At 68.2% G+C, this 26,579-nt stretch carries 25 protein-coding genes and 1 pseudogene; 13 read left to right on the top strand and 13 right to left on the bottom strand.

Going from position 1 to position 26,579, the window contains the following annotated elements; all coding sequences use genetic code 11:
• Positions 1-97: 97 nt before the first annotated feature.
• From LTV02_RS09270 to LTV02_RS09290, 5 genes are all read left to right on the top strand, one after another.
• On the top strand, positions 98-1,957 hold the full coding sequence (locus tag LTV02_RS09270; RefSeq protein WP_233039585.1) for a methylmalonyl-CoA mutase family protein: 1,860 nt from the start codon (positions 98-100) through the stop codon (positions 1,955-1,957).
• A 2-nt stretch (positions 1,958-1,959) separates the two neighbouring features.
• Complete coding sequence (gene scpA / locus LTV02_RS09275; protein WP_233039586.1) at positions 1,960-4,218, top strand: methylmalonyl-CoA mutase; 2,259 nt, start codon at positions 1,960-1,962, stop codon at positions 4,216-4,218.
• Positions 4,215-5,309 carry a methylmalonyl Co-A mutase-associated GTPase MeaB gene (meaB, locus tag LTV02_RS09280; protein ID WP_233039587.1) on the top strand — a complete coding sequence of 365 codons (1,095 nt, stop codon included), beginning with the start codon at positions 4,215-4,217 and terminating at the stop codon, positions 5,307-5,309. Before scpA ends, meaB begins: the two co-directional genes overlap by 4 nt.
• A gap of 57 nt (positions 5,310-5,366) precedes the next feature.
• Positions 5,367-5,900: a GNAT family N-acetyltransferase gene (locus LTV02_RS09285; protein ID WP_233039588.1), complete on the top strand. Its 534-nt coding sequence runs from the start codon at positions 5,367-5,369 to the stop codon at positions 5,898-5,900.
• Between the two features lie 162 nt (positions 5,901-6,062).
• Positions 6,063-6,560 carry a hypothetical protein gene (locus tag LTV02_RS09290; protein WP_233039589.1) on the top strand — a complete coding sequence of 166 codons (498 nt, stop codon included), beginning with the start codon at positions 6,063-6,065 and terminating at the stop codon, positions 6,558-6,560.
• Positions 6,561-6,564: 4 nt separating this feature from the next.
• On the opposite strand, the gene LTV02_RS09295 is transcribed toward LTV02_RS09290, so the two are convergent.
• The 4 genes from LTV02_RS09295 to LTV02_RS09310 all read right to left on the bottom strand — a co-directional run bounded on the left by LTV02_RS09295 (position 6,565) and on the right by LTV02_RS09310 (position 10,499).
• Positions 6,565-7,218, bottom strand: coding sequence for a response regulator (locus LTV02_RS09295; protein WP_233039590.1), 654 nt, complete (start codon positions 7,216-7,218; stop codon positions 6,565-6,567).
• Positions 7,219-7,299: 81 nt separating this feature from the next.
• Entirely contained in the window at positions 7,300-8,217 is a 918-nt protein-coding gene (locus LTV02_RS09300) for an amidohydrolase family protein (protein ID WP_233039591.1), read from the bottom strand.
• The gene (locus LTV02_RS09305) at positions 8,214-9,248 is read right to left on the bottom strand and encodes a nucleoside hydrolase (RefSeq protein ID WP_233041537.1); all 1,035 of its coding nucleotides are present in this window, start codon (positions 9,246-9,248) and stop codon (positions 8,214-8,216) included. Before LTV02_RS09305 ends, LTV02_RS09300 begins: the two co-directional genes overlap by 4 nt.
• Before the next feature lie 39 nt (positions 9,249-9,287).
• Positions 9,288-10,499, bottom strand: coding sequence for an FAD-dependent monooxygenase (locus tag LTV02_RS09310; protein ID WP_233039592.1), 1,212 nt, complete (start codon positions 10,497-10,499; stop codon positions 9,288-9,290).
• 105 nt (positions 10,500-10,604) lie between these two features.
• On the opposite strand from LTV02_RS09310, the gene LTV02_RS09315 reads away from it, so the two are divergent.
• Positions 10,605-11,177, top strand: coding sequence for a TetR/AcrR family transcriptional regulator (locus tag LTV02_RS09315; protein WP_233039593.1), 573 nt, complete (start codon positions 10,605-10,607; stop codon positions 11,175-11,177).
• A gap of 8 nt (positions 11,178-11,185) precedes the next feature.
• On the opposite strand, the gene LTV02_RS09320 is transcribed toward LTV02_RS09315, so the two are convergent.
• Positions 11,186-12,745 carry an MFS transporter gene (locus LTV02_RS09320; RefSeq protein ID WP_408639395.1) on the bottom strand — a complete coding sequence of 520 codons (1,560 nt, stop codon included), beginning with the start codon at positions 12,743-12,745 and terminating at the stop codon, positions 11,186-11,188.
• Between the two features lie 166 nt (positions 12,746-12,911).
• Positions 12,912-14,381 carry a CoA transferase gene (locus LTV02_RS09325; protein WP_233041538.1) on the bottom strand — a complete coding sequence of 490 codons (1,470 nt, stop codon included), beginning with the start codon at positions 14,379-14,381 and terminating at the stop codon, positions 12,912-12,914.
• 163 nt (positions 14,382-14,544) lie between these two features.
• Here LTV02_RS09325 and LTV02_RS09330 point away from each other — a divergent pair.
• A pseudogene (locus LTV02_RS09330) lies at positions 14,545-15,168 on the top strand (thioesterase II family protein); the annotation flags it as partial.
• Between the two features lie 29 nt (positions 15,169-15,197).
• Here LTV02_RS09330 and LTV02_RS09335 read toward each other — a convergent pair.
• Both LTV02_RS09335 and LTV02_RS09340 read right to left on the bottom strand, forming a co-directional pair.
• Entirely contained in the window at positions 15,198-15,578 is a 381-nt protein-coding gene (locus tag LTV02_RS09335) for a DUF2784 domain-containing protein (RefSeq protein ID WP_233039595.1), read from the bottom strand.
• Positions 15,579-15,588: 10 nt separating this feature from the next.
• Entirely contained in the window at positions 15,589-15,939 is a 351-nt protein-coding gene (locus tag LTV02_RS09340) for a hypothetical protein (protein WP_233039596.1), read from the bottom strand.
• A 142-nt stretch (positions 15,940-16,081) separates the two neighbouring features.
• Here LTV02_RS09340 and LTV02_RS09345 point away from each other — a divergent pair, with 142 nt between their 5' ends.
• The gene (locus LTV02_RS09345; protein WP_233039597.1) at positions 16,082-17,425 is read left to right on the top strand and encodes a helix-turn-helix domain-containing protein; all 1,344 of its coding nucleotides are present in this window, start codon (positions 16,082-16,084) and stop codon (positions 17,423-17,425) included.
• Positions 17,422-18,003, top strand: a complete 582-nt coding sequence (locus tag LTV02_RS09350; RefSeq protein ID WP_233039598.1) for a GNAT family N-acetyltransferase — start codon at positions 17,422-17,424, stop codon at positions 18,001-18,003. Before LTV02_RS09345 ends, LTV02_RS09350 begins: the two co-directional genes overlap by 4 nt.
• Here LTV02_RS09350 and LTV02_RS09355 read toward each other — a convergent pair.
• The 4 genes from LTV02_RS09355 to LTV02_RS09370 form a co-directional block, all read right to left on the bottom strand.
• A complete protein-coding gene (locus LTV02_RS09355; RefSeq protein ID WP_233039599.1) occupies positions 17,994-18,767 on the bottom strand; it encodes an O-methyltransferase in 774 nt (257 codons plus the stop codon). The genes LTV02_RS09350 and LTV02_RS09355 overlap by 10 nt on opposite strands.
• Before the next feature lie 333 nt (positions 18,768-19,100).
• The gene (locus tag LTV02_RS09360; protein WP_233039600.1) at positions 19,101-20,561 is read right to left on the bottom strand and encodes an SDR family NAD(P)-dependent oxidoreductase; all 1,461 of its coding nucleotides are present in this window, start codon (positions 20,559-20,561) and stop codon (positions 19,101-19,103) included.
• 92 nt (positions 20,562-20,653) lie between these two features.
• On the bottom strand, positions 20,654-22,186 hold the full coding sequence (locus tag LTV02_RS09365) for a hypothetical protein (protein ID WP_233039601.1): 1,533 nt from the start codon (positions 22,184-22,186) through the stop codon (positions 20,654-20,656).
• Positions 22,183-22,398 carry a hypothetical protein gene (locus tag LTV02_RS09370; protein ID WP_233039602.1) on the bottom strand — a complete coding sequence of 72 codons (216 nt, stop codon included), beginning with the start codon at positions 22,396-22,398 and terminating at the stop codon, positions 22,183-22,185. Before LTV02_RS09370 ends, LTV02_RS09365 begins: the two co-directional genes overlap by 4 nt.
• 235 nt (positions 22,399-22,633) lie before the next feature.
• Between LTV02_RS09370 and LTV02_RS09375 the strand changes: the two genes are divergently transcribed.
• The 3 genes from LTV02_RS09375 (at position 22,634) to LTV02_RS09385 (ending at position 25,212) form a co-directional block, all read left to right on the top strand.
• Positions 22,634-23,326 carry a TetR/AcrR family transcriptional regulator gene (locus LTV02_RS09375; RefSeq protein WP_233039603.1) on the top strand — a complete coding sequence of 231 codons (693 nt, stop codon included), beginning with the start codon at positions 22,634-22,636 and terminating at the stop codon, positions 23,324-23,326.
• An 88-nt stretch (positions 23,327-23,414) separates the two neighbouring features.
• Positions 23,415-24,560 carry an acyl-CoA dehydrogenase family protein gene (locus tag LTV02_RS09380; RefSeq protein ID WP_067708199.1) on the top strand — a complete coding sequence of 382 codons (1,146 nt, stop codon included), beginning with the start codon at positions 23,415-23,417 and terminating at the stop codon, positions 24,558-24,560.
• Positions 24,544-25,212: a TetR/AcrR family transcriptional regulator gene (locus LTV02_RS09385; protein ID WP_233039604.1), complete on the top strand. Its 669-nt coding sequence runs from the start codon at positions 24,544-24,546 to the stop codon at positions 25,210-25,212. Before LTV02_RS09380 ends, LTV02_RS09385 begins: the two co-directional genes overlap by 17 nt.
• A 34-nt stretch (positions 25,213-25,246) precedes the next feature.
• Here the strand turns inward: LTV02_RS09385 and LTV02_RS09390 are convergent, their stop codons facing one another.
• Positions 25,247-26,167: a LysR family transcriptional regulator gene (locus tag LTV02_RS09390; protein ID WP_233039605.1), complete on the bottom strand. Its 921-nt coding sequence runs from the start codon at positions 26,165-26,167 to the stop codon at positions 25,247-25,249.
• A gap of 215 nt (positions 26,168-26,382) precedes the next feature.
• On the opposite strand from LTV02_RS09390, the gene LTV02_RS09395 reads away from it, so the two are divergent.
• Positions 26,383-26,556, top strand: coding sequence for a hypothetical protein (locus tag LTV02_RS09395; RefSeq protein ID WP_233039606.1), 174 nt, complete (start codon positions 26,383-26,385; stop codon positions 26,554-26,556).
• Positions 26,557-26,579 lie beyond the last annotated feature (23 nt).

The raw sequence follows: 26,579 nt of genomic DNA on the forward strand, positions 1-26,579 counted from the left end.
AGACGATGAATGCTCGTTAACCGAAGTGCCCGTTGAGCTGTGGGAATGCAGTAGAAACCGGTCATCCGGTCAGTGAGTGGAAGAGGGAACAGCAGCTATGCCGATTGCTTCAGACTCGGGCACCGAACCGGTGCCCGGGTATGCCGCCTGGCGCAAGGGTGTCGCCGGGGTGCTGGCCAAGGCCCGCAAGGTGGATGTGTCCGAATTGCCGGACGAACCGGAGAAGCTGCTTGCGGTAAAGACCTACGACGGCCTGACCGTCGATCCGCTGTACACCCGTCGCGACGAGCTGCCCGAGCAGCCGCTGCCGGGGCAGTTCCCGTTCGTGCGCGGTGGCGATGCCGCCCGGGACGTGCACCGGGGCTGGTACGTGAGCCAGCGCTTCGGTGGGACCGATGCCGAGACCGTGAACCAGGAGATCCTGTTCGCGCTCGAGAACGGCGTCAGCGCCGTGTGGTTGAGCGTGGGCGCCGACGCGGTGCCCGTCGCCGACCTGAAGACGGCCGTCAAGGGCATGCTCTTCGATCTCGCGCCGATCACCCTGCGCGCCGGTGACGAGGTGAACGAGGCTGCCGCGCAGCTGTTCTCGGTGCTCGACGGTTACCAGGCCGAGGATCGCAAGGCGATCAAGGTCTCGCTCGGCGCGACCCCGCTGACCAGCCTGTTCGCTGGTTCGCCGGCCATCGACCTGGACGGCGCGGTGGCGCTGGCCCAGCAGGCGGTGGCCCGGCCGGAGACCGTCCGCGCCATCACCGTGTGCGGCGTGGCCTTCCACAACCAGGGCGCCTCCGATGCCCAGGAGCTGGGCGCGGCCGTCGCCGCCGGTCTGGAATACCTGCGCGCGCTCACCGACGCGGGCGCCGATATCGCGGATGCGCTGGGCCAGCTGGAGTTCCGCTTCGCCGCCACCGACGACCAGTTCGAGACCATCGCAAAATTCCGTGCCGCCCGCCGGCTCTGGGCCCGCGTGGCCCAGGTGTGCGGCGCGCCCGCGTTCGGCAATGCCCCGCAGCAGGCCGTCACCTCGCCCGCCATGATGACCCAGCGCGATCCGTGGGTGAACATGCTGCGCACCACCCTGGCCGCGTTCGGCGCGGGCGTCGGCGGTGCGGACTATGTCACCGTGCTGCCCTTCGACGACGCCCTGCCCGCCGGGGAACTCGGTGTCTCGCAGGCGTTCTCGCAGCGCATGGCCCGCAACACCCAGCTGCTGCTGCTCGAGGAATCGCACCTGGGTCACGTGCAGGACCCGGCCGCCGGTTCCTGGTACGTCGATTCGCTCACCGACGAACTCGCCGCCAAGGCGTGGGAGTTCATGCAGGAGATCGAGCAGGCGGGCGGTTACCTGGCCGCGTTGCAGGCCGGTCTGCTGGCCGAGCGCATCGCCGAGACCAAGACCCGCCGCGATTCCGATGTGGCGCACCGCAAGACCGCCGTCACCGGCGTCAACGAGTTCCCGAACCTGGGCGAGGAGCCGCTGTCGGAAGCGGCCCGCGTGCCCGGCGCGACCGCCCGCTACGGCGCCGCGTTCGAGGAACTGCGCAACCGCTCCGATGCCTTCCTGATCGCCAACGGCGCGCGCCCCAAGGCGCTGCTGGTGCCGCTGGGACCGGTGGCGGAGAACAATGTCCGCGTCACCTTCACCGCCAACCTGCTCGCCTCCGGCGGTATCGAAGCGGTGCATCCGGGCGCCATCGGCCTGGACGAGATCGGTAAGGCCGCAACCGAATCCGGTGCGTCGATCGCCGTGCTGTGCGGCGCCGACAAGCGCTACACCACCGAAGCCGGCACCGCCGTGGACGCCCTGCGCGCCGCGGGCGTCACCACCGTGCTGCTGGCCGGTCCGGACAAGGTGGTCGCCGACCTGACCGGAACCTCGCGCCCCGATGGTTTCGTGGCCGCCCGCATCGACGCGGTCGCGGCGCTGTCCGGCCTGCTCGAGAAGCTGGGAGCATAGGAATGAGTGAGATCAAGCATCGCATCGGCAATTTCGCCGAGGTGCCGCTGGCCGACGGTGACGCCACCGCCGCCCAGGTGAGCGCCGCCGAGGTGAGCGACTTCGTCGCCGCGGCCGCCACCGCCAATCACTATGCGCCCGAACAGCTCACCTGGGCCACCCCCGAAGGCATCGACGTGCCGCCGGTGTTCACCAAGGCCGACCGGGACGCCATCGCCGAGGCGGGCTACCCCCTCGACAGCGTGCCGGGCGTCTCGCCGTTCGTGCGTGGTCCGTACCCGACCATGTACGTGAACCAGCCGTGGACGATCCGCCAGTACGCGGGCTTCTCCACCGCCGCGGACTCCAACGCCTTCTACCGCCGCAATCTGGCCTCGGGTCAGAAGGGCCTGTCGGTCGCCTTCGACCTGGCCACCCACCGCGGCTACGACTCCGATCACCCGCGCGTGACCGGTGACGTCGGTATGGCGGGCGTCGCCATCGACTCCATCCTGGATATGCGGGAACTGTTCGATCAGATTCCGCTGGACCAGGTTTCGGTATCGATGACCATGAACGGCGCGGTGCTGCCGATCCTGGCGCTCTACGTCGTCGCCGCCGAGGAACAGGGCGTCAAGCCCGAACAGCTGGCCGGAACCATTCAGAACGACATTCTGAAGGAGTTCATGGTCCGCAATACCTACATCTACCCGCCCAAGCCCTCGATGCGGATCATCTCCGACATCTTCGCCTACACCTCCGCGAAGATGCCGAAGTTCAACTCGATCTCCATCTCCGGCTACCACATCCAGGAAGCCGGCGCGACCGCCGACCTGGAACTGGCCTACACCCTCGCCGACGGCGTGGAGTACCTGCGGGCCGGGCTGGACGCGGGCATGGAAATCGATCAGTTCGCGCCGCGGCTGTCGTTCTTCTGGGCCATCGGCATGAACTTCTTCATGGAGGTCGCCAAGCTGCGCGCCGGGCGGCTGCTGTGGGACGAGCTGGTCGCCAAGTTCGAGCCCAAGAGCGCGAAATCGCGTGCCCTGCGCACCCATTCGCAGACCTCGGGCTGGTCGCTGACCGCGCAGGACGTGTTCAACAATGTGGCGCGCACCTGTGTGGAGGCGATGGCCGCGACCCAGGGCCACACCCAGTCGCTGCACACCAACGCCCTGGACGAGGCGCTGGCGCTGCCGACCGACTTCTCGGCGCGCATCGCCCGCAATACCCAGCTGCTGATCCAGCAGGAGTCCAATACGACGCGCCCCGCCGACCCGTGGGGCGGCTCGTACTACGTCGAATGGCTGACCCACCAGCTCGCCGAGCGGGCCCGCGCCCATATCGCCGAGGTGGAGGCGCACGGCGGTATGGCGCAGGCGATCTCGGAAGGCATTCCGAAGCTGCGCATCGAAGAGGCCGCCGCGCGCACCCAGGCGCGCATCGACACCGGGCAGCAGCCGGTGATCGGCGTCAACAAGTACCAGGTCGAGGAAGACACCCCGATCGAGGTGCTCAAGGTCGAGAACTCGCGGGTGCGGGCCGAACAGCACGCCAAGCTGGAAAAGCTGCGCGCCGAACGCGATTCGGCCGAGGTCGAGCGGGCGCTCGCCGAATTGACCCGTGCCGCCGGTTCTTCCGAGGGCGGCATGGACAACAACCTGATGGCCCTGGCCATCGCGGCCGCGCGCGCCAAGGCCACCGTCGGCGAGATCTCCGACGCCCTCGAAAAGGTCTACGGCCGCCACCAGGCCGAGATCCGTACGCTCTCCGGCGTTTACCGTGAGGAAGCGGGCAAGGTGACCAATATCAGCAAGGCCATCGAGCTGGTCGAGGAATTCGGCGAGGCCGAAGGCCGCCGCCCCCGCATCCTGGTCGCCAAGATGGGCCAGGACGGGCACGACCGCGGACAGAAGGTCATCGCGACCGCCTTCGCCGACCTCGGCATGGACGTCGATGTGGGCCCGCTGTTCCAGACCCCCGAAGAGGTGGCCCAGCAGGCGGCGGACAACGACGTGCACATCGTCGGCGTCTCCTCGCTCGCGGCCGGTCACCTCACGCTGGTGCCCGCCCTGCGGCAGGCACTGGCCGATGTCGGGCGCCCCGACATCATGGTCATCGTCGGCGGCGTGATTCCGCCCGGTGACTTCGACGAGCTGTACGAGGCCGGCGCCGCGGCGATCTTCCCGCCCGGCACCGTCATCGCCGACGCCGCCATCGATCTCATCAAGAAGCTGGCCGGATCCCTCGGCCACGAGATCGGCACCGGCACGGACGCATGAGCGAGGCCGCTTGGGGGAGTGGTGAACACGGCGGGGGACCCCGCCTGGGCACCACTTCCGGGACCGGTGCGGCCGGCTCCCGCAGCGTCGCGGCGGGCGCGCGCCGCACCGTCGATGTCGATGCGCTGGCCGAGCAGGTGCGCTCCGGTCAGCGCGCCGGACTGGCGCGGGCCATCACCCTGGTCGAGTCGACGCGGGCCGACCATCGGGAACTGGCGCAGCAGCTGCTGCTGAAGCTGGGGCCCGAGTCCGGTGCGGTGACCTCCAATCGTGTTGGCATCACCGGTGTTCCGGGTGTCGGCAAATCGACGTTCATCGATGCGCTCGGCATGTACCTGATCGGGCAGGGGCATCGGGTCGCGGTGCTGGCGGTGGATCCGTCCTCCACCCGCACCGGCGGTTCCATCCTCGGCGACAAGACCCGCATGGCCCGGTTGTCGGTGGAACGCGACGCGTTCATCCGTCCCTCGCCCACCGCGGGCACGCTGGGCGGTGTGGCCAAGGCGACCCGCGAGACCATCGCGCTGCTGGAAGCCGCCGGTTACGACGTGATCCTGGTGGAGACCGTCGGCGTCGGCCAATCCGAGGTCACCGTCGCGAACATGGTCGACGTGTTCTGCTTCCTCACCCTCGCCCGCACCGGCGATCAGCTCCAGGGCATCAAGAAGGGCGTGCTGGAACTGGCCGACCTGGTCGCGGTCAACAAGGCCGACGGCAAGCACGAACTCGAGGCCAAGGCCGCCGCCCGGGAACTGCAGGGCGCCATGCGGCTCATCCATCCGCGCGAATCCCTGTGGCGGCCACCGGTTCTCACCATGAGCGGGTTGAACGGGCAGGGGCTGGACACCTTCTGGGATACGGTGCTGACCCACCGGCGCATCCTGACCGAAGCGGGCGAATTCCTGGAGAAGCGCCGCCGTCAGCAGGTCGATTGGACCTGGACCATGGTCCACGACAATCTGCTGCGCCGGCTGGCCGACAATCCGAATGTGAAATCCCTGCGTGGCGAGGTGGAGCAGCGGGTCCGCGACGGCTCGCTGACCCCGGCCCTGGCCGCCGAGGAAATCCTGCGCGCCTTCGACACGCACTGACCGGCGCTGCCGGACCGGTCGGCGGGCCGCCGTCGCCGGTCTGGCAGGCTCGTACCCGTGGACACCATCGAGATCCGGCCGGGAGCGCCCGCCGACGCGGAAGCCGTTGCGGTACTGCATATCCAGAGCTGGCGTACGGCCTACGCGGGCATCATGCCGCAGTCGTTTCTCGACAGCCTGCACCCGGACATCCGGCGTGACGTGTGGCGCGAGCGGCTCGTCACCGCCGATCCGGCGACCGCGCTGTTCGTCGCGGAATCCGGTGGCGAACTGCTGGGGTTCACCTATCTGGCGCGCCAATCCGACGGCCGCGTCCTGCTGGACAACCTGCACGTCCGCCCCGATCTCAAACGCGGCGGCATCGGCGGCCGGCTGCTGCGGCGCGCCCTGCACTGGACGGCCACGGAGTTCCCGGGCCACCCCATGTACCTGGAAGTGCTGAAGGACAACCATCCGGCGATCGCCTTCTACGAGCGTCACGGCGGCGTACGCGCCGTCGAACGCATCGGCCACTGGCCCCAAGGTTTCGATCTGGCCGAATTCGAATACGTCTGGCCCGCTACGCCCCCGAACAGCGAGTACCCTGAATAATCCACGTCCCGCAATAGGCCAGCAACCCACTGACCCGGTAGTCCAAGGAGATGGTGGCGATGGGGTGGGAACTGAATTGGATGCTGAACCTGCTCACCTATCTGAGCAGCATCGGCTCACTACCGCCCATGTCCCTGCGCAGATTCTAGGCATACTCGAGGGGTGAGCACCCGAATCGCGCGCCTGAGAGCCCTCATCGACCACCCCGGGACCGGCGCCGCGGAACGCGCTGCCGCCCAGCGCATGCTCGATCGGATGCTGGGTAGCGCGGATTCCGGCCGGAGCAGCGGCGACCGTGTCTACGGCGCCCGGCACGACCGCGTGGGCCGGCACGCCGATCTGGATGCCGTGGCCGAAATGATCCGCGCCGATATCGCTTTGGCCCGCACTTTCACCGATGACGACAGCGGTGAAGCGGTCGAGGAATACAGCGCCCTGCGCGCGGCTCCACCGGAAGTCGTTTTCACGGTGGATGTTCCGTTCGACGGCACCATCACCGTCACCATGAGCGAGCTGCCGCCCGGCTGGGAGCCGGAATCGATCCGGGCGGTCGCCACCGAACTGGCGGAGATCATGAACGCCTACAACCACAATGGCGAGGACACCGGACCGCGCTTCTTCGCCCGCGTGCTCGTCGGCATTTCGACGGTGCGGTGGTGAGCCCTCAGCCGCGCGGGGAAGACGGTGTGCCCGAACGCAATCGGGACGCCAGCACGGCGGCCTGGGTGCGTCGTTCCATTCCGAGCTTGGCGAGCAATCGGGAGACGTAGTTCTTGACGGTCTTCTCCGCCAGGAACATGCGCTCGGCGATCTGCCGGTTGGTCAGGCCCTCGCCGAGCAGGTCCAGGAGTTTGCGTTCCTGATCGGTGAGCATGGCCAGGGGACCGTCGGGTTCGGTGCTGCGTCGCAGGCGTTCCATGAGCGCGGCGGCGGCGCGATTGTCCAGCAGGGAGCGACCGGAGCCGATCTCCTTGATGGCCTTGGCCAGTTCCATGCCCTTGATGTCCTTGACCACGTACCCGCTCGCCCCGGCCAGGATGGCGTCCATCATGGCCTGCTCGTCGGTGAACGAGGTCAGGATCAGGCAGCGTAGGTCGTCGAGCCGGGACAGCAGTTCCCGGCACAGTTCGATTCCGTTGCCGTCGGGCAGGCGCACGTCCAGGACCGCCACGTCGGGGCGCAGCGCCGGAATCCGGGCCAGGGCCTGCGCCACATCGCCGGCCTCGCCGACCACGGTGAGTTCCGGGTCACCCTCGAGCAGATCGATCAGGCCACGACGGACGATCTCGTGATCATCGACGAGGAACACCTTGATCATTTGCCGCCGTCCGATCTGCCGTCCCGAACTGATCCCACCAACATAGCCCGCGGCGCCCGGCCCGGGGATGGACCAAAGTCCCTAATCAGACGACACCGGGGAGGTTTTCCCGGGGTGTGGTGATGGTTGGCCGAGGCCGAATACGCGCGCGGCATTGTCGTGGCAGACCCGCCGCAGCCAGTCGTCGCCGAGGTTCAAGCGCTCGAGCGCGTGCAGGGCGTGACCGTAGGGGTAGGGGATGTTCGGGAAGTCGCTGCCGAACAGGATGCGGTCGCCGAAATCGCGCAGGCGCGGGTACTCCGAAGCCGGGAAGGGATCGGCCGATTCGAAGAAGTCGGTGAAGTTCATGGTGGTGTCGAGCAGGACCGCGTCGTGCTCGGCCGCGATATCGAGGAACTCGGTGTACTCGGGCGCACCCAGATGCGCGATGATCAGCCGCAGGCGCGGAAAACGCCGCAGCAGCGCGCGAATCGGCCCGGGACCGGTGAATTTGCCCGGGGTGGGCCCGGATCCGCAATGGATGACGACCGGTACTCCCGCCTCCTGGATCAGACCCCAGACCTCGTCGAGCAGCGGATCGCCGGGATCGAACTGCCCGACCTGCACGTGCACCTTGAACACCCGAGTCCCGCCGTCCAGCGCCGCGCGCACGTACTCGCCCGCGCCCGGCTCGGGATAGAACGTCGCGGTGTGCAGGCAATCGGGGGTGCGGGCCGCGAAATCCGCCGTCCAGCTGTTGAGCCAGGCCGCCATATCCGGTTTGTGCGGATAGACCATCGAGGTGAAGGCGCGAACCCCGAACCCGCGCAACGTCTTCAGCCGCACCTGCTCCTCGTCGCGATACTCGATCGGCCATGCGCGCCCGATCAGCGGCCCCGCCGAATCGAAGTAGTCCCACACCTTGCGCATGACCGGTTCGGGCATGAAATGCGTATGGATGTCGATGATTCCGGGCAGGCCGAGCCGCGTGCGCAGCCCGGCCACGTAGTCGTCGTTCACGCCTGCTCCTCCGGCGGGTACACCGCGCGCGCGAAATCGCCCACCCGGCTGATCAAGCGGTCGAAGAACTCCTCCGGATCGGTCCCGATCACGATGTCCGCGTTGGGTTCCCGCTCCCACATGCCCGCCCAGTCCGCGACCGTGGTGGCCCGGGTGATGGTCCCCGCAAGCTCTACGTCCACCGTCGCCGGTCTGGTGCGCGCCAAGGCCGTATCCAAGGCCACCGCCGCCGCGAACGGATCATGCATATGCGCCAGATAGCCCTGGTCGTAGAGCTGATGGAAGTCGAAGTAGAACCGCACCGCATCGGTGAAATACCGGATGATCGGATTGCTCGCCGCCGAACGCACTTCCGGCCCATCGCTTTCCGACACCAGCTCCACCGGCGTGCTCCCGGCCCGCTCGGCCAGCAGCGCCACGTGCTTGGGCCGCATCTCGATGGTCTCGGTGATGTCGAGCGCGCACACCAGCGGCCGCCGATCCGCCGGCGCCGCGCTGAACGCGTCGAACACCTCCTTGGCGGCCTCCGGATCCACGTGCACGTTCCACTCGTTGGTGGGCGTGGTGTTGCCGGGATGGTTGAACGCCCCGCCCATGATCACCAGCCGGCGCAGCATCCGGGGCAGTTCGGGTTCGATCCGCAGCGCCAGCGCCAGATTGGTGAGCGGCCCGGTGCACAGCCCGATGATCTCCCCGGGATGGGCCCGGACCAGCTCCACCCACATTTGCGCGGCCGAGCGCGAGGACAGTTCCCGTTGCGAGGGCGGCAGTTCCGCATACCCCACACCTTGGGGTCCGTGCGTGTCCTCGGTGGTTCGCAGGGGAATGGCCAGCGGTTCCGCCGCCCCGAGCGCCACTTCGATCTCCCCGGCCCGGCACACGTCCAGCCAGGCCAGATTGTTCGCGGCCACCCGGTCCGCTGCCACATTGCCCGCGGTGGCGGCGATTCCGACGATCTCGGCCTCGGGGGAGGCGAGCAGATAGAGCAGGGCCAGCGAGTCGTCGATGCCGGTGTCGACGTCCATGATCATCTTCTGCCGCACGTGTCGAGCCTAGCCGCCGCCGGGAACTCAGTAGGTGGGCAGCTCGTAGTCCTCGGTCTGGTCGAGCATCTTCATCATGACCGGGCGCATGATCCGGGTGGTCATGAGCTTGCCCATGGTCGTCGCGGCCTTGAGCCCCAGTTCGGAGTTGGGCAGCATCATCTTGATGCCACCGCCCGGCAGCTCCTTGGCCTTGGCCAGGAATGGGGTCACGACCTGTTCGTAGCGGGTCAGCGCGGCCGCGAGATCGCCCGGGCCGGCAGCGATCTCACCGGCGAGCACATAGGCGCCGACCAGCGCCATGGCGGTGCCCATGCCGGTCATCGGGGAGCCGCAGAACCCGGCATCGCCCAGCAGCACCACGCGCCCGGCCGAGAGGGTCGGCATATCGATGCGCACCAGCTCGTCGAAGTAGAAGTCGGGCGTGGTGAGCATGCCGTCGAGGATCTCCGGCGCGATCCAGCCCGCGGTGGCCAGCATGTCCCGGATGAGCTGCCGTTGCGCGGCCGCGTCCCGGCGCAGTGCCGGATCCTGTTCGGTCCGCAGCGTGATGATGGCCTTGGAGGTCGCCGGATCGGCATCGGCGCGCACCCCGACCGAGGCCTTCGGCACCGGGTGGATGGTCATCCAGCGCGGGTCGGTCCCGGCCGGGGTCGGGATGGTGTAGAAGGACATGTATCCGCCCAGGTAGGTGGCGAACTGCTCCTCCGGCCCGAAAGCCAGCCTGCGCGTACCGGAGTGGACGCCGTCCGCGGCGATCACCAGATCGAAGCGCTCGCTCGTGCCGGAGGCGAAGGTGACATCCACGCCGGTCTCGTCCTGGGCGAGGTCTTCGATCCACTCGCCGTAGCGGTAGTCGAGTTCACCGCCCGCCGCGGCGACCGCGGTCAGCAGCACCTGGTTCAGGTCGCCGCGCGAGATCTCGATATCGGAGACCGGGCCCTTGCCGCCGAACATGTCGGCGCCCATCCGGTAGATCTCCTTGCCCGCGCGGTCGACCAGGATCATGGCCTCCTCGTCGAGCTGGTACTTGCGAATGCCTTCCATCAGGCCCATCTGCTCGGCCACCCGGCGGCTGGGTCCGCGCAGATCCACCGCCTGCCCGCCCGGCCGGGGAGCGTCGGCGCGCTCGACCACGGTGGTCGCGATACCGGCCCGCAGCAGTTGCAGCGCAACGGAATTCCCGGCGATGCCGCCGCCGGCGACGAGGATGCGGAGGTTGGTGGCGGTGGTGCTCATTGCTGACTCCCGAAGTAGTGGAGAACGTCTGTCTAAGACATATGTCTAACAGACTCTCGCACGCCTGTCTAGAACAAATGTCTAAGACGCTGGTAGGGTGGGGTTATGGGAAACCGAGAAGACCTCTTGATGGGAGCGCGCCGGGCGATTCTGGACCGCGGACTGGCCAAGGTCACCGCGCGCGATATCGCCAAGGAAGCCGGCGTCAGCCTCGCCGCCATCGGCTATCACTTCGGCTCCAAGGACAAGCTCGTCATGGAAGCCCTCACCGAGGGCGTCGGCACCGGGATCGGGGACGGCATCGACGCCGCCATCGCCGACGCGGGCGAGGGGCAGAGCCTCTGGGCGGCCCTCGGCGCTACCTGGAACGGGCTCACCGACGTGATCGAGCGCAATCGCGAAGAGCTGCAACTGAGCTTCGAGAACACCGTGCAGATCTCACGCGATCCCGAAGCCCAGCTCTACCTGGCCGAAGCGACCGGCAAGGCGGTCGCCGACATCGCCCAGCAGTTGCGCAGCGTGCACCCCGACCTGTCGGCCGGGCAGGCACGGGCGGTGGCCAAGCTGCTGTTCATGCTGTTCAGCGGGGCGGTCAATCAGCGGCTCGGCGCGCCCGCCGCGGATCACCTCGACGGTGACGAGCTCACCATCGCCATCGAGGCGCTGCGCGGCCGCTGACCCCGGCGCTACCCGGGCGGAATGTGACGCAGCCGCGCCATGGCGATGAACGCTAGCAGCAGCGCCGCTCCCGCCGCGATGGCCGAGGTCAGATGCATGCCGGTGAGGAAGGCCTGTTTGGCCGCCTCGGCCACGGCGGAGCCCAGTTTGCCGGGCAGGGTATCGGCGACTTCCATTGCCGCGCCCAGGGTGTCGCGCGCGGCGTGCGCGTCCGGATCGCGCAGCCCGTAGGGCAGGGTCTCGCCGAGATTGCTGCGGTAGATGGCGATGCTGATGCTGCCGAGGATCGAGATCCCCAGCGCGCCACCGAATTCCGCGCCCGTTTCGGACAGCCCCGAGGCCGCGCCCGCCTGTTCCGGCGGCGCGGTGCCCACGATCAGCTCGGTGGTGATGCCGAAAACCGGTGCGAGACCGAAGGACACCAGCAGCGATGCCGCGATGACCAGGCCCACCCCGCCGTTCACGCTGATCCGGGTGAGCAGCAGCAGCCCCACCGAGGCCATCGCCATGCCCCCGCCGATCATGTACGCGGGCCGCACGATCTTGCCGATGCGCGGGCCCAGCTGGGAGCCGATCATGAACCCCAGGCCCGCGGGGATGGTGCAGATTCCGGCGCGCAACGGCGACATGCCCAGCACCAGCTGGAAATACTGGCCGACGAACAGGAAATAGCCGAACGCAACGAAGATCGCGACCATATTGATGGTCAGCGCGGTGCGGAAGCTGGCCAGCCGGAACAGCCGCAGATCCAGCATGGGTTCGGTCGCGGTGAGCTGGCGGCGCACGAAGACGAAACCGATGAGCAGCCCGGCGGTCAGCGCGGACACCGCGGGCGCGCCCGGCCCGTCCTGCGCGGCCTTCTTCATGCCGAACACCACCAGCAGGACGGCGCTGGTGCACAGCAGCGCGCTGACCAGATCCAGTTGCCCGGCATGCGGATCGCGGAACTCGGGCAGTACCCGCGGCGCAAGCACGATGAGCAGCAACATGACCGGCACGGCGAGCAGGAAAACCGCTCCCCACCAGAAGTGTTCGAGCATGAACCCGCCCGCGAGCGGGCCGATCGAGCCGCCGACCGAATAGGACCCGACCCAGACGCCGACGGCCACCGAGCGCTGTTCGGCATCGCGGAACATGGTGAAGATCAGGGAGAGGGTGGAGGGGGCGAGCGTGGCGCCGGCGATGCCGAGCAGGGCGCGGCAGCCGATGAGCACGGGGGCGGAGGGGGCGAACGCGGCGATCACCGACACCACGGCGAAGGCGGCCGCGCCCACCATGAGTAGTCGTCTTCGCCCGATGCGGTCGCCGATGGTGCCCATGGTGAGCAGCAATCCGGCGACCAGGAATCCGTAAACGTCGATGATCCAGAGCAATTGGGAACTGGTGGGGCGGAGTTCGGCGCTGATCTGTGGGACGGCCAGGTGCAGGACGGTGAGATCCATCGAATACACCAGGCATGCCAGTGCGAGCACCGCCAATCCGGTCCACTCCCGGCGACCCACTGTGACCGTGCCGGAATCCGCCGCGGTTAGCAGGGGAGCAGGTGTGTCCACGATGACGACCTCCATACGCATGCCGGCAAGTGTGTCGGTATTAACGATGTCGGTTTCAGCATCTCATCTATTAACGGCACAAAAGCCCACTGTACGAGGGGAATTCAGATTTATCCGAGGTGTTCTTGCGGGTGTGCGTGCAGGTGATCGTGAAGCTTCCCGCACATTTGGTACCGACCGGTCAGGCTGTCCAAGCTGCCGGATTCGCACCGTATTTCGGCGCCGGAAACGGATAATCCGGATAGGCTGGCAAGGCCGGGCCCGCGGTGGTGATCCCGTCGTGAGTTACCGCGTAGCGAGCGTCCGGCAGGGCCGCCGGCGGATGCTCCGGAGTCCGGCCCGGCGCGGCGAGCAGCCAGGAGGCGGTGCGCGCCAAAGCGACTCGCACATCCCGCCCGATGCCGTCGTGTCCACGAGCCACGAGTGCGTCGAGCACCCCGGCCGCCAGCAAATACCCACTGGCGTGATCGAGGGCCTGCGCCGGCAGCGCGCCGACCGAGGCCTCGCTCCGCGAATCGCCTTGCGCGCCTTCGATGAGCGAGATCCCCGACGCGGCCTGCACGATGCTGTCGAACCCGCGCCGATCACCCCACGGACCGTGTTCGCCCCAGGCGCATACACGTCCGTATACAATTCCGGGATCAATTTGCCCGGCGTCTACTCCGGCTCGTAACAAAGCGCCCGGTCGGTAACCTGAGATGAGCACATCCGCATTCTCGAGCAGATCTCGAAATAACGGCCATTCGGTCCGAATATCAAGTAAGGTCGTCCTTTTCCCCTGGCAAGTATCCCGATATTGCCATTCGATCTCCGGCAGCCCCGGCGGATCGATTCGCACCACCTCCGCCCCCAGCAGCGCCAGCGCCCGCGTCGCCACCGGCCCCGCGATCACCCGCGTCATATCCACCACCCGCACCCCGCGCAGCGGTTGCAATGAGGTTGGGGCGAACCAGGTTTCGAGCGTGGCCTGGCTGCGCCGGTTCGCCCCTGGCCCGGGCGAGCTGCCACCGGCGGTGATGTCACCGCCGCCGAGGTTCTGCGCGCCGTGTGAACTCATTTCGTCACCGGAGCCCGCCGGCCGGCGTGGATTCGTGGTGTCGGCAGCTGATCGTGAGACATCGGGGAACGAGCCGCCGCCGGTGCGCCGATCTTCGCGAGGCTCGATTGCGACCAGCGGTCCCGCGGCGGCCGCGCGGCCCTGTGGGCTCGCCGCCCATTCGTGTTCGGTGCGTACCCGGACCGCGATCGCGCCGTGTTCGTGAGCGCGGTCCTCGATGTCGGACGCGGACAGGGCCGCAACGTGTTTCGTGAACTCCTCGCGTGAGGTGCCGGAGGGGAGGCCGAGGGCGGCGAGCAGGCGGGTGCGATGGTGCGGGTAGTTGGCGTGGGTGCGGATCCAGCCGTCGGCGGTGGTGAAGAAGCCGGACAGGGGAGCGAAGACATCGGGTGCGGCGCCGTTCTCCCGGAAGAGCCGTTCGCTGGCGAAGGCCGCGGCGATGCGGCCCGGATCGGGCACTGCGTCCAGAGGTTCGAGTCCGGCCGCCATCCGAAACCGGTCGGTTGCCCTGCTGTATGCGGTCACCGACCCGCCGGCGAGCGCCCACACCGGTAGCGTCGCAGCCAGATTCGCGCCTGGATCCACAGCGGGCATACTCGAACCGTTGACCCCGATCCCGGACTCGTAGGCGTGGACCAGATCCGTGTATTCAGCCACGAGCCCGACATTAGTGCTCAGAGGAGGCTTATCCGTGGTGGCAAATCTCACCGGCACCGACTGGCTGCGCGAACTGCGTCCCGACCCCGCCCCGCACACCGTGCTGGTCGGATTCCCGCCCGGCGGCGGATCGGCCACCGCCTACCGCGCCCTGGCCCGGCGCTTCGGTTCCGGCACAGCGGTTTTCGCGGTGCAGTATCCGGGCCGGCAGGATCGGCTGGGGGAGTCGCTGCTGACCGAACTGACCGAACTCGCCGAGCGGGCCGCCCAGGACATGCTGAGCTGGCCGACGACGCCGCGCTTGGCCATCTTCGGGCACAGCATGGGCGCCACCGTCGCCTACGAGGCCGCGCGCCGGGTGGAAGCCGCCGGCCGCGCCGTCGATCACCTGATCGTGTCCGGCCGCCCCGCACCCGATTTCGCCGAAACCGGACAATTACACCAAGGTCCGGATGCGGACCTGATCAGTCAACTGGAACTGCTCTCCAACGAACCGGCCTCGGTCGCCATCCTCCGCGAGGAACCCAGCCTCGCCGAACTGGTACTGCCCGCACTGCGCGCCGACTATCAAGCCGTCGAAACCTACCGCTACCTGCCGGGCGAACCCCTGGCCTGCCCGATCACCGCACTGGTCAGCTCCGAAGACCCCACGGTCACGCCCGACCAGGTCGCCGGTTGGCGCGCCTTCACCAGCGCCGACTTCGCCACCGAAACCTTCCCCGGCGGCCACTTCTACCTCGACCTGCCCGAAACTCAGCCCGCCGTGGCCGATTTCATCGCCCGCCGCCTGGCCAGCACCGCGAATCCGATCCAGGACGCCAGCACCACCAGCGCGACCCCGACCCGCACCAACTCCAGCGCACTGCGCGGATAGAGCACCCCGGTGATGTAGTGATCGATGAACCCGCTGGGCGGCAATCCGGCCTGCCCGGCGCGGTGCCGCGCCCAATTCTCCAGATCGGTCAGCGGGCAATCGAACCCGAACAACACCGTACTGAAACCCCAGGCGAAGGCGGCCAGATGCAGCCAGATCGTCCGCCGCCAACGCCAGGCCAGGAATCCGCCCACCACCACGTACGCCACGAACAGGAAGTGCACGATCGCGGTGGCGTCGGCGAGCAGCCGGTACAGCATGCCCTCCAGCCTACGAGGACAGCCGCCGCCCGTCCCCGAGGTCGGGCAGATCCCCGGTGGCGTACCGGGCGTAGGTGGTCTCCGGCTCCACCGTGATCACATCGGTTCTCGCCACCAGCTCACCGGGCACCAGTTCGCCATCGAAATGCCCGGGGCTGGGGACGATCACCGCCTCCACCCCCAACCGGTCCACCACCACGCCCAGCCGGTACACCGGGTCCGCGGTATGCGGCCCGAACACGATCGTCTTGCGTAACTCGTATCCCAGCCGCGCAGCCAGGCTGCGGATCTGCGCCTCGTCCCACTGCTGCCGCTCGCCGGACACATCCCGCCGCAGATAGCCGATCGCGCCTGGCCTCACCTTTCACCCCTTGCCCCGTTGTTTGCTCGTTCCGGCATGCCATGAGCGTGGCCGAAATCGTCTCCCCGTCCCAGCCACGGAACCACAACGGAGGTAATACGCTTCCGATACGCACGGTTGCACCCCCAGGGCGGAAGTGGCGATGATCGTCAGCAGATGGACCGGTAAGGAAGTCCGAGCATTGCGCACGGCCGCCCTACGGCTGACGCAAGAGGAGTTCGCCGATGTCGCCGGGTATGTCCCGGCCACCATCCGGAAATGGGAACGGGCGACCACCCACCGCCCGATCGTCGGCAAGTCGGCACAAGTGTTGGACACCATCCTCACCCGGCTCGAAACCCCGCAATTGGAACGTTTCACGTCGGCGCTCACCCCGCCGGACGGACGGCAGCCCCACGAGCAGCCGGCCACCAGTGACGGGCACGCCGCGCTCGACGACGGATCACGCACCGCGTTCGGTCTCTATTCCTGGGAGGTCGGTGACGCCGTGAAGAGGCGAGAATTCGGAAAACTGGCGGCGGTCGGCGCGACGGCGGCCTTTCTCGGTACCGGCGGCGAGCACGTCGGCATGAGCGATGTGCGGCGGCTGGTGCAGGGCGTGGCCGCCCTCGAACAGGAGGATCAGCGCATCGGCGGCGGCGCGCTGGTGGACTTCGCGGTGGAACAGCTCGCGAAAGCCAAACACCGCCTGGACATCTGCGCCTACGACACCCCCACGGGGAACGCCTTCACCAGCGCGGTCGGCGAACTGGCGGTCCAAACCGGTTGGCTGGCCTACGATTCCGCGCGACATCCACTGGCCCGGCGTTGCTACGCGGATGCTCTCGCCCTGGGCACCGAGGCCGACGACCGCGATCTCATCGCGCACGCCTGCCTGAGCGCCGCGACCCAGCTGATCTCCCTGTCCCGCATCGGATCCGGCAGCCCCTATCACGCGCTCAAACTGATCGACCGGTCCCGGGACCTGATGCGCGGCCGCCCGCCCGGCCGCATCCACGCCCTGGTCGCGGTGCGCGACGCCCAGGCATACGCCATGCTCGCCGACCGGCCCGCCTTCGAACGCGCCATCGCCACCGCCTGGCGCGAACTCGACTACGCCACCACCTACGAGGCACTCGCCGATTGCCCGCAATGGCTGCGCTTCGTCACCCGCCTGGAGATCGTCGGCCACGAAGCCCGCGGCTGGGCCGACTTGGGCGAATTCGACCGCTCCGTAGCGCTTTTCGAAGGCGCGACCGGCGGTGACGGCAGCGCCCGCAACGACGCCAATCTGCGCGCCTGGTCGGCCGCCACCCGGGCCCGCATGGGCGATCTGCACGGCGCGCTCGGCGAAGCGCTGCCGGTGGTGGTGGACTTGGCCGAGGTCTCCTCCGCCCGCACGCTGCGGGTGCTGGAACCGGTCCGGGTGGCCACCACCCACCTGGCGGTCGCCGACGACTTCGGCCGCCAGTTCGATCTACTGTCTCGGAAAGCCATCACCGCATGACCCTCCCGCTCCCCGGTCTCGAATTCCAGCACTTCACCCCCTCGCAGGCGCGCCGGCACCGAGACCTCGTGGAAGACGTGTTCCGCCGCTCCTACGTCGAGGCCATCGAATCCGGTGACCCGTTCGAATCCCCGGACGCGTTCATGGAACGCTTCGACGCCTACACCGCCCCGTCCCGATCGTCCGGTTTCGTGCTGGTGCTGGCGCATGTCGACGGTAAACCGGCGGGCCAGACCTGGGGCTGGCCCCTGGTTCCCGGCTCCGCGTGGTGGCAGCACCTGGTGCTGGACGAGGGGGACCTCGCCGAATTCACCGCCGAGACCGGGCGGCGCACCTTCGCGCTGTCGGAGATCATGGTCTGCGCCGAGTACGCCGGGCGCGGGCTGGCGCGCCGGCTGCACGACGAAATACTCGGCAGCCGAACCGAATCGCGCGCCACGCTGCTGGTCGATCCGGCCAACGAGCGCGCCTACGGCCGCTATCTGAGCTGGGGCTGGCGCCGGGTGGGCACCCTGCGTCCGTCCTGGGACGACGCCCCGGAATTCGACGTGCTGCTGCGGGAGCCGGCTCAGCCCTGATACACCGATTCGAGCACCAGATCCCGTAGCAGGGACTGATATTCGACGTGCGTGCGATGCTCGGTGGTCTGCCAGGTTCGGCCCTGCTCCTGCTGCATGTAGCGGCGATAGCCGGGAGCGCCCGGAACGCCGACATTGTCGGCCAGCACCACACTGCCCGGATGGAACCAGCCCGTGCCGATCAAGGTCCGCAGATCGGGGAGATAGGCATCTTTGTCATGGTCGATGAAGACGAAATCCAAAGTGCCGGGCCCGAACCCGTGATCGGCGAGCCGCGCCAGAGTCTTGCCGTCGTCACCGATGCTGCCGTCCACCACGCTCACCCGGTCGGCCAGACCCGCGTGCGCGATGACGGCGCGAGCGATCTCGGCATTGGCCGGATTGAACTCGACCGAGACCAGCAGATCGTCGGGGGAGAGGGCGCGGCCGGTGCGGACCGCGCTGTAGCCGCAGTACGCGCCGAGTTCGAGCAGCAGGCGGGGCTTGGCGCGCTCGAGCGCGGCATCGAGGATGAGGCCCTTCTCGTCGCCGATGTTCACCAGCAGGCGGTGGTCGCGGGCGTAGGCGTCGAAGGCGGCGAGCACGCTGTCGGGGTCGCCGGCGGTCGAGTGCGCCAGTACGTAGTTGCGGGCCGCGGCCTCCCGGCCGTCGCCCACCTGGCCCGTGCGCACGAAAGTCGGTGCGCCGAGCACGAATCGAATCCAGGACCATCGCAGGAACGGGACCCGGTCGCGCAGGACCGAGCCAATGCCTTTGCCGCGCATAGTGATCGATTATCGCCGACCCGGCGGGGTGGGGGAGGGGATTAGCGGATAGAGGCATCGCCACATGCGGATATGCGCAGTTTGTGATGTATGTCCGGGTGTGGCGAGGGGTGCAATGCACCGCCGTCTCAGGCATGAACCGATGTAGTTCCGCCAGGTCGTAGGGGGTGACGTCTATAAGAAGGCCCTTAGCGCTGGGTCGTTATCTAACATATCAATACGGAAATATGCGCATCTATGCATGAAAAAGCACCTCAACAGTCGTCACCACACCGAAAAGTCACGTTCAAAGAACCAGCAAAAGAGGGGAGGGGGCCGCCGCCCCCTCCGGACTCACCAGTTGGACGGTTCGTAGTCCTTGAGGAACACCCCGTGCAGATCGTCGCCGTCTTCACCGCGCACGATCGGGTCGTACACCCGCGCCGCGCCGTCGACCAGGTCGAGGGGAGCGTGGAAGCCTTCCTCGGCGAGGCGGATCTTGGTGTAGTGCGGCCGCTCGTCGGTGATCCATCCGGTGTCGACGGCGGTCATGAGAATCCGGTCGGTCTCGAACATTTCGCGGGCGCTGGTGCGGGTGAGCATGTTCAGCGCGGCCTTGGCCATATTGGTGTGCGGATGGCCCGGCCCCTTGTAGCCGCGGGCGAAGACGCCTTCCATCGCGGACACATTGACCACGTACTTGCGCTTGGCCGCGGCCGAGGCCATGGAGGCGCGCAGGCGCGAGATGAGGATGAACGGCGCGACCGAGTTGCACAGCTGCACTTCGAGCAGTTCGGTGGCATCGACTTCGCCGACGCCCTGCACCCAGCTGTTGGTGTGCGCGAGGTCGGGCACGAGTCCGCCCGCGTCGATGGCGACGCCGGCCGAAATGCGTTCGGGCGTGGCCGATCCGGCGACCAGCGCCAGGTCGGTGATGTCCTCGGCGGTGAGCGACGGGGTCAGCGACGCGGTGAGCGCGGTGGGGTGGGCCTGCATGGTCTTGCCGAAGGTGACGACGTCGGGCAGGGCGCCGGCGGGCAGCGGTCCGTTCTCGGCTTCGACGAGGGCGCTGTAGGCGCCGGCGCTGCGGCGCACGGTCTGGGCGGCATTGTTGATCAGGATGTCCAGGGGCCCTTGTGCGGCAACGTCATCGGCGAGAGCGACGACCTGGGCGGGATCGCGCAGATCGATGCCGACGATGCGAAGCCGGTGCAGCCAGTCGGCGCTGTCGGGCTGGGCGGCGAAGCGGCGGATGGCGTCGTTGGGGAAGCGGGTGGTGATGGTGAGGTGGGCGCCGTCGCGCAGGAGTCGCAGCGCGATGTACATGCCGATCTTGGCGCGGCCGCCGGTGAGCAGGGCGCGGCGGCCGGTGAGGTCGGTGCGGGCGTCGCGTTTGGCGTGGCTGCGGGCGGCGCAGTCGGGGCAGAGCTGGTGGTAGAAGGCGTCGACGCGGGTGTAGCGCTGTTTGCAGATGTAGCAGGGGCGCGGTCGGATGAGGGTGCCGGCGCTGCCGTCGGCGGTGCTGGAGCTGATGGGGATGCCCGCGGTCTCGTCGTCGATGCGGTTGGGCGATCCGGTGGCGGTGGCCGCGACGACTGCGCGGTCGGCGGCGGCGACGGCTTCCCGTGATTCGATCCGCTTGTTGCGCTTGAGCTTCTTGAACATGTGCCCGACGGCGCGTTGCACGGTGACGGAGTCCGGATGTTTGGCGTCGAGTTGTCCCGCTTGTTCGAGGACGCGCAGACAGGTGGCCAGCTCGTCAGGATCGATGGCCGGTGCGTCGGTCAGGTTTACCGGGGTGGTGTGCTCGGCCATCGGGAGGTGCGCTGGTCCTTCGTGTGCGGGGTGGGGGACGGACCATTCTCTCATCGTGAGCCTGGGCGACGGCCCGCACCCCGCTGCGCGGGTCAGTCGGTGCCGGCGCCGACGGGTTCGAGTTGTGCGGCGGCGGCGTCGCGGCCGAGTTCGCGGGCGCGTTCGGCGAGCAGGGCCAGGAGGTTGGCGGGGATTTCGTCGCGGACCTGGATGAGGGCCTGCCACACCGGGTCCGGGGTGTCGGTGGTGAGGGCGGTGAGGAATTCCTCGAGTTCGTCCATGCCGTCGATGATGTCCAGGACGCGGGCGCGGCCGCTGGGTTCCTGGGCGAGCGCGATGTCGACGAGGGTGTGGATGTCGTCGCTGCGGGAGGCGGCGAGGACGGCGGCCAGGAGTTGGTCGCGGGTGAGGTCGCCGATGGCTGCGGCGAGGGTGGGTTTGGCGCTGTCGGGGAGTGCGTCCACCAGGGGGAGCGCCTGGGACCAGAGTTCGTGGTCGGCGGTGGCGGTGATGACGGCGCGCAGCACTTCGGTTTCCTGCATGACGGGCAGTGCGGCCATGCGGCGGCGGTTGTCGTCGGTGAGGGCGAGTGCGATGGGGATGAGGGCGTCCCAGAGTCCGGCGGTGTCGGCGTCGCGGATGAGGTCGCCGAGGCGGTGGTCGTCTTGTTCGCCGACGCGGCGGGCGATGAATTCGAGTGCGGGCGCGGGCAAGTGGCCGGCGAGGGGTAGTAGGTCGACCCATTGTCCGCCGTCGAGGGCGGTGTCCATGACGGCGGCGAGGATGTGGTCGGTGTGGACGGCGGGGCGTTCGGCGAACAGGCGCAGGCTGTCGTGGCTCATGGCGCTGGTGATGGGCAGCAGGGTGGCCCAGGCGTCGAGTTCGGCGACGGCGGCGATGAGGGCGTCGAGGACGTCGCCGCCGAGTCCGGCGGTGATGTCGCCGATCCAGGCGCGGTTGTGGGGTGCGATGGAGTCGAGCAGGTCGATGCCTTCGGCCCACATGTTCTGGGTGTGGGCGGCGCGGATGACGCCGGGGACGCGGTCGGCGACGATGTGCAGGACGTTGTCGATGGCGGATTTGTCTTCGAGCAGGAATCCGATGCGGAGCAGGTCGACGTCGCTCATGATCGGCGCGGCGGCGCGTAGTGCGGGTTCGGGGACGACGTGCACGAATCGGCCCATGGTGATGTGGTCGCCGCGGGCGAGTAGGTCGCGGGCGACGTCGGCGACCATTTTGGGTGGGACGGCGGCGATGATGTCGGCGGTGCGGCGGGGGTCGAGCAGGACCGAGCATTCGGCGAGGAAGCCGGTGGGCAGTGCTTTGGCGATGTCGATGGCGCGTTGTGGTTCGACGGCGCTGGCGACGGCGGCGCACAGGACGGGTCCGAAGGCGCGTTCGGCCATTTTGGCGCTGATGCCGACGGGGACGAGTTTGCTGGCGGCGGCGATGCCTTTGAGCCGCTTGGCGTCTCGGTCGAAGAGCAGGTCGGTGGCGCGTTCGCGGAATTGGCGGATGGCGGCGGGTGGCAGGTCGACGAGGAAGTCGAGTTCGGTGGGGTCGGTGATGCCGAGCAGGCGCGCGAGTTTGGTGGTTTCGGCGACGGCGACGAGGTGTTCGCTCATAGTCCCAGTGCTTTCTTGACGGCGGGGCGCATGAGGCGCGGGACGATGTCGAGGGAGTTGCCGATGGCGGTGTCGAGGGTGTGGCCGCGTTGCTGGAGCGCGGTGGTGAGGAGGCGTTCGAGTTCGGTGTGGTCGGCGTCGGTGAGCTGCTCGAATGCCTGCGGTAGTGGCGCGCGGAGGGTGGTGGCGAGTTGTGTTGCTGGGTCTGTCATCGGCGTCTTTCCGGTTGGGAAGTCGGCTGGTTGTCGTGCCGGTGTGACCCCTGCGCACACCGGTGCGTACCGCCGGTACGTTTGTCGATACTGGCAGTACGGTATAGGTGAAGGCAATGCTGTCTCGCTGACCTCGGATGTGGTTTCGATCACTTGACTACCCGGTAAACAACGGGGCAAACCGGGCGGAACCGGGGGCTGTATGCCGTACCGGCGGTACATGTACACTCGGCGGGTGGCTCGTACCAGCGCCGGATCCCGGCCGGTTTCCCGTGACGACATCGTGGACGCGGCGATCCGGGTGATCGATCGGGACGGTCCGCGCCCGAGCATGGACGACATCGCCCGCGAGGCGAGCATTACCAAGCCGCGGTTGTACCGGCAGTTCGCGGACAAAGGTGATCTGTTCACCGAGATCGCCGATCGTATGTCGCGGCAGGCGTTTTCGGCGGCGGGCAGCGATATGACGCTCATGCTGCAGCCGCCGCGTGCGGCCCTGCACAAGGTGTTCACCCTGTATGCGCAGGGAATCCTGGAGCATCCCAATGTTTTCCGGTATCTGGGTCAGGCGCCGGTGTTGCAGCAGTCGGGTTCGGGTGTGCTGCAACTGGATCTGGGGCGGGCGGCGGCGCGGCGGTTGACGAAGATGGCGCATCAGGTCGCCGAGGCGGTGCCTCTGGATACCGCGGGTTTGGACTATCTGTCGCGGGCGCTGATCGGTGCGGTGGTGGCGATCACGGATCTGTGGCTGACCGATTCCGATACGCCAACGCCGGAGCGGACTTCCGAGTTCGTGGACCGGGCGACCGAGCTGGTGTGGGGTCTGATCGATGGGTATCTGCGCCGTCAGGGCATCGAGGCGGATCCGGACACGCCGATCTTCACGACGCTCGCCGAGGTCAATCAGTCCCGGGCGGCGGGCAATTGACACTCTGTTGACACTTCGCCAATAGCGCTGCATCCTTGGTCTCGACACGGCGATGTGTCGCACGCTGCAACGAGCGAAGGAACTTTCGATGGCACGCCCCGCCTGGAGCGACGACGAGGTCGAAGCGGTACGTGGTCTGGCGACCACTTTCTTCGAGAAGGAGGTGGTGCCGCACGAGGAGCGCTTCGTCGAGCAGGGCCACCCCGATCGCGCCCTCTACAACCGAGCCGGTGAACTCGGCCTGCTGTGCGCGGCCATTCCGGCCGAATACGGTGGCGGCGGCGGCACTTTCGCGCACGAGGCCGCGATCATCGAGGCCCAGACCCACGCCGGGGACGGTGCGCTGGGCATGTCGGTGCACTCCTCGATCATCGCGCCCTACATTCATCAGTTCGGTTCCGAGGAACTCAAGCAGCGGGTGCTGCCCAAGGCCGCCTCGGGCGAGATCGTGCTCTCGATCGGGATGACCGAACCCGGTACCGGCTCGGATCTGCAGTCCATCAAGACCCGCGCGGTGCGTGAGGGCGACGAGTACGTCATCACCGGTTCGAAGATCTTCATCTCCAACGGCTGGCTGTGCGACGGCATCATCATCGCCGCCAAGACCGACACCTCCCAGGGCGCGGCCGGCATCTCGCTGATCTACGCCGACGTCTCCGACGCCACGCCCGGCTTCAAGCGCGGCCGCATCCTGTCCAAGATCGGCGGCAAGGGCCAGGACACCGCCGAGCTGTTCTTCGACGGCCTGCGCGTGCCGGTGTCGAACCTGCTGGGCGAGGCAGAAGGCCAGGGCTTCTATCAGATGATGGCGATGCTGGCCCAGGAGCGCCTGGTCACCGGCATTCTCGCGGTGTCGATGACCGAGCGCGCGGTGGAGCTGACCATCGATTACACCAAGGGCCGTGAGGCTTTCGGCAAACCGCTGTTCGCCATGCAGAACACCCGGTTCGAGCTGGCCGAGTGCGCCACCATCGCCAAGGTGAGCCGGGTGTTCCTCGACGATTGCATTTCCAAGCACCTGCGCGGCGAGCTGGATATCCCCACCGCCGCCATGTCGAAGTACTGGTTGACCGATCAACTCGGTAATGTGGTGGATCGCTGCCTGCAGTTCTTCGGCGGCTACGGATACATGACCGAGTATCCGATTGCCCAGCTGTACACCGGCGCCCGGGTTCTGCGGATCCTCGCGGGCGCCAACGAGGTGATGAAGGACCTCATTGCCCGCTCACTCTGACGTCGCACCGCCGGCCCCGTCCGGCAGCGACCACGACACCGACGCGCCGTCGCGGCGGCGCCGGCTCGAACCCGACGAACGTCGGGCGCAGATCCTGTCCTGCGCCATCGACATGTTCGGCGAACGGCCGTACGCGGCGGTCTCCACCGCGGAACTGGCCGCGCGCGCCGGCGTGGCCCGGGGCTTGATCAACCACTATTTCGGCAACAAACGCGACCTGTACCTGGCCGTCGTCCGCCGCATGGTGACCCTGCCCCGCCCCGAGAAGATGGCCGTGCCTTCGGGCAGCACCCGCGAACGCGTGGAGGCCAGCGTCTCCTGGCTGCTGGACACCATCGGCGAACACGGCAGCACCTGGGTGAAGGTCACCGGTCACGAAGGCGTCGGCGACGATCCGGAGGTGCAGCGCATCCTCGACGAAGCCGACTACGCCGCCGCCGACCGCATGGTCCAGATGATGGGCCTGTCCGACTCCCTGCACAGCGCCGAACTCCGGGCCCTGGTCCGCTGCTACGGCGGCCTGGTCAAAGCCGCCGGCCGCGAATGGATAGTCCGCGGCAGCCTCACCCGCGAACACGTCCACGCCCTGCTGGCCGATTCCCTGGAAACCCTGGTCGCCCAAACCTTCCCGAAGGTCGACGGCGCGCACTGACCCCCGCGGCCGAGCCCACCGCGAGCCTGCGATATCAGGCGGCGGTGGGCTCGGCGCGCGTGTAGCCGGTGATGGTGCGGACTTCGGCGATCATGCGGGCGATCAGGGCGTGAGGTGCGGTGTCGGTCCAGACGAGGGCCAGGTGTGAGGGTGGGGCGTCGGGGACGGGGCGCCAGATGACGGTGGAGACCGGGATCCAGCGGGAGAGAGGTTCGGGGGCGAGCCAGATGCCTTTGCCGCGGGCGACCATGAGGAGGGCGTCCTCGAGTTTGGTGACTTCGGGGCCGCGCGGGGCGGGGGCGCCGTCGGGGCGGGGGTCGGCGAGCCAGTGGGAGAGGTTCTCCTCGGAGAGGAAGATGTCGGGGCGGATCACCGGGTCGGTGGCCAGGTCGGACAGGGAGATCGAATCCTGGTGGGCCAGGGGGTGTTTGGGGGAGAGGGCGACGGCTCGGGAGTCGGTGCGGATGGTGGCGTGGTGCAGGGCCGGGTCGCCGAGCGGGGTCCACATGAAAGCGGCGTCGCACTCGCCCGACAGCAGCAGGGCGCGTTCTTCCGGTGGGGTGTGGACGGTGACGAGTTCGACCTCGAGGCCGGGGACGGCGGCTTCCATGGCATCGGCGACTTCGGTGGCGAACAGGGCGGTCGCGTAGGGGCAGCAGGCGATGCGCAGCCGGCCCAGGCGGCCGGTTTCGGTGGCGCGCACCCGCTGCGCGAGTTCGGTGGCGTCGGTGACCAATTCGCGGCCGCCGCGCTCGAGTTCGACACCGGCGGGGGTGAGCAGCACGCCGCGGGAGGTGCGCACCAGCAGGGTGACGCCGATCGCGCGCTCGAGCTGCTGGATCTGCGCCGACAGCGTCTGCTGGGACAGGTGCAGGCGGGCCGAGGCGCGGGTGATGTTGAGCTCGTCGGCCACCACCAGGAACGACTGCAGCTGACGAATATCGAGAGCTATCACGCGATCACCGTACGGCAGGGGTGAAAGCGGCGCCGTGCGAGCCGGATTGGACGGTATCGGTGCTGGTGGAGCGGGTTTCGCTGGGCCACAGGGAAATTCGGTGGCCGCTACAGGCAGCTCCTGTTTCCGTTCCGGTCGCGGGCACAGCAAGCTGAAGGCAACAGCGAGCGACCCCGCCCGCTGCTCCTCGGAACACCCGCGAAGGACAGCTCGACATGATGCTCACACCGCCGTACGACACCGCCGCCGGGCACACCGGCGATCAGGCCGCGAGCAGCGGCGCGGCGGGTACCGCAACCGCTACCGCCGAACGGCATTCCGGGCGTCGCCCGTCGTGGCGCTCGCGCAACTGTTTCGCCGCGGAGTCCGCTGAATCGCGACGCACCTGATGGACCGTCCTCGCGATCTCGCC

The organism is Nocardia yamanashiensis (assembly GCF_021183565.1).
GTDB lineage: Bacteria > Actinomycetota > Actinomycetes > Mycobacteriales > Mycobacteriaceae > Nocardia > Nocardia yamanashiensis.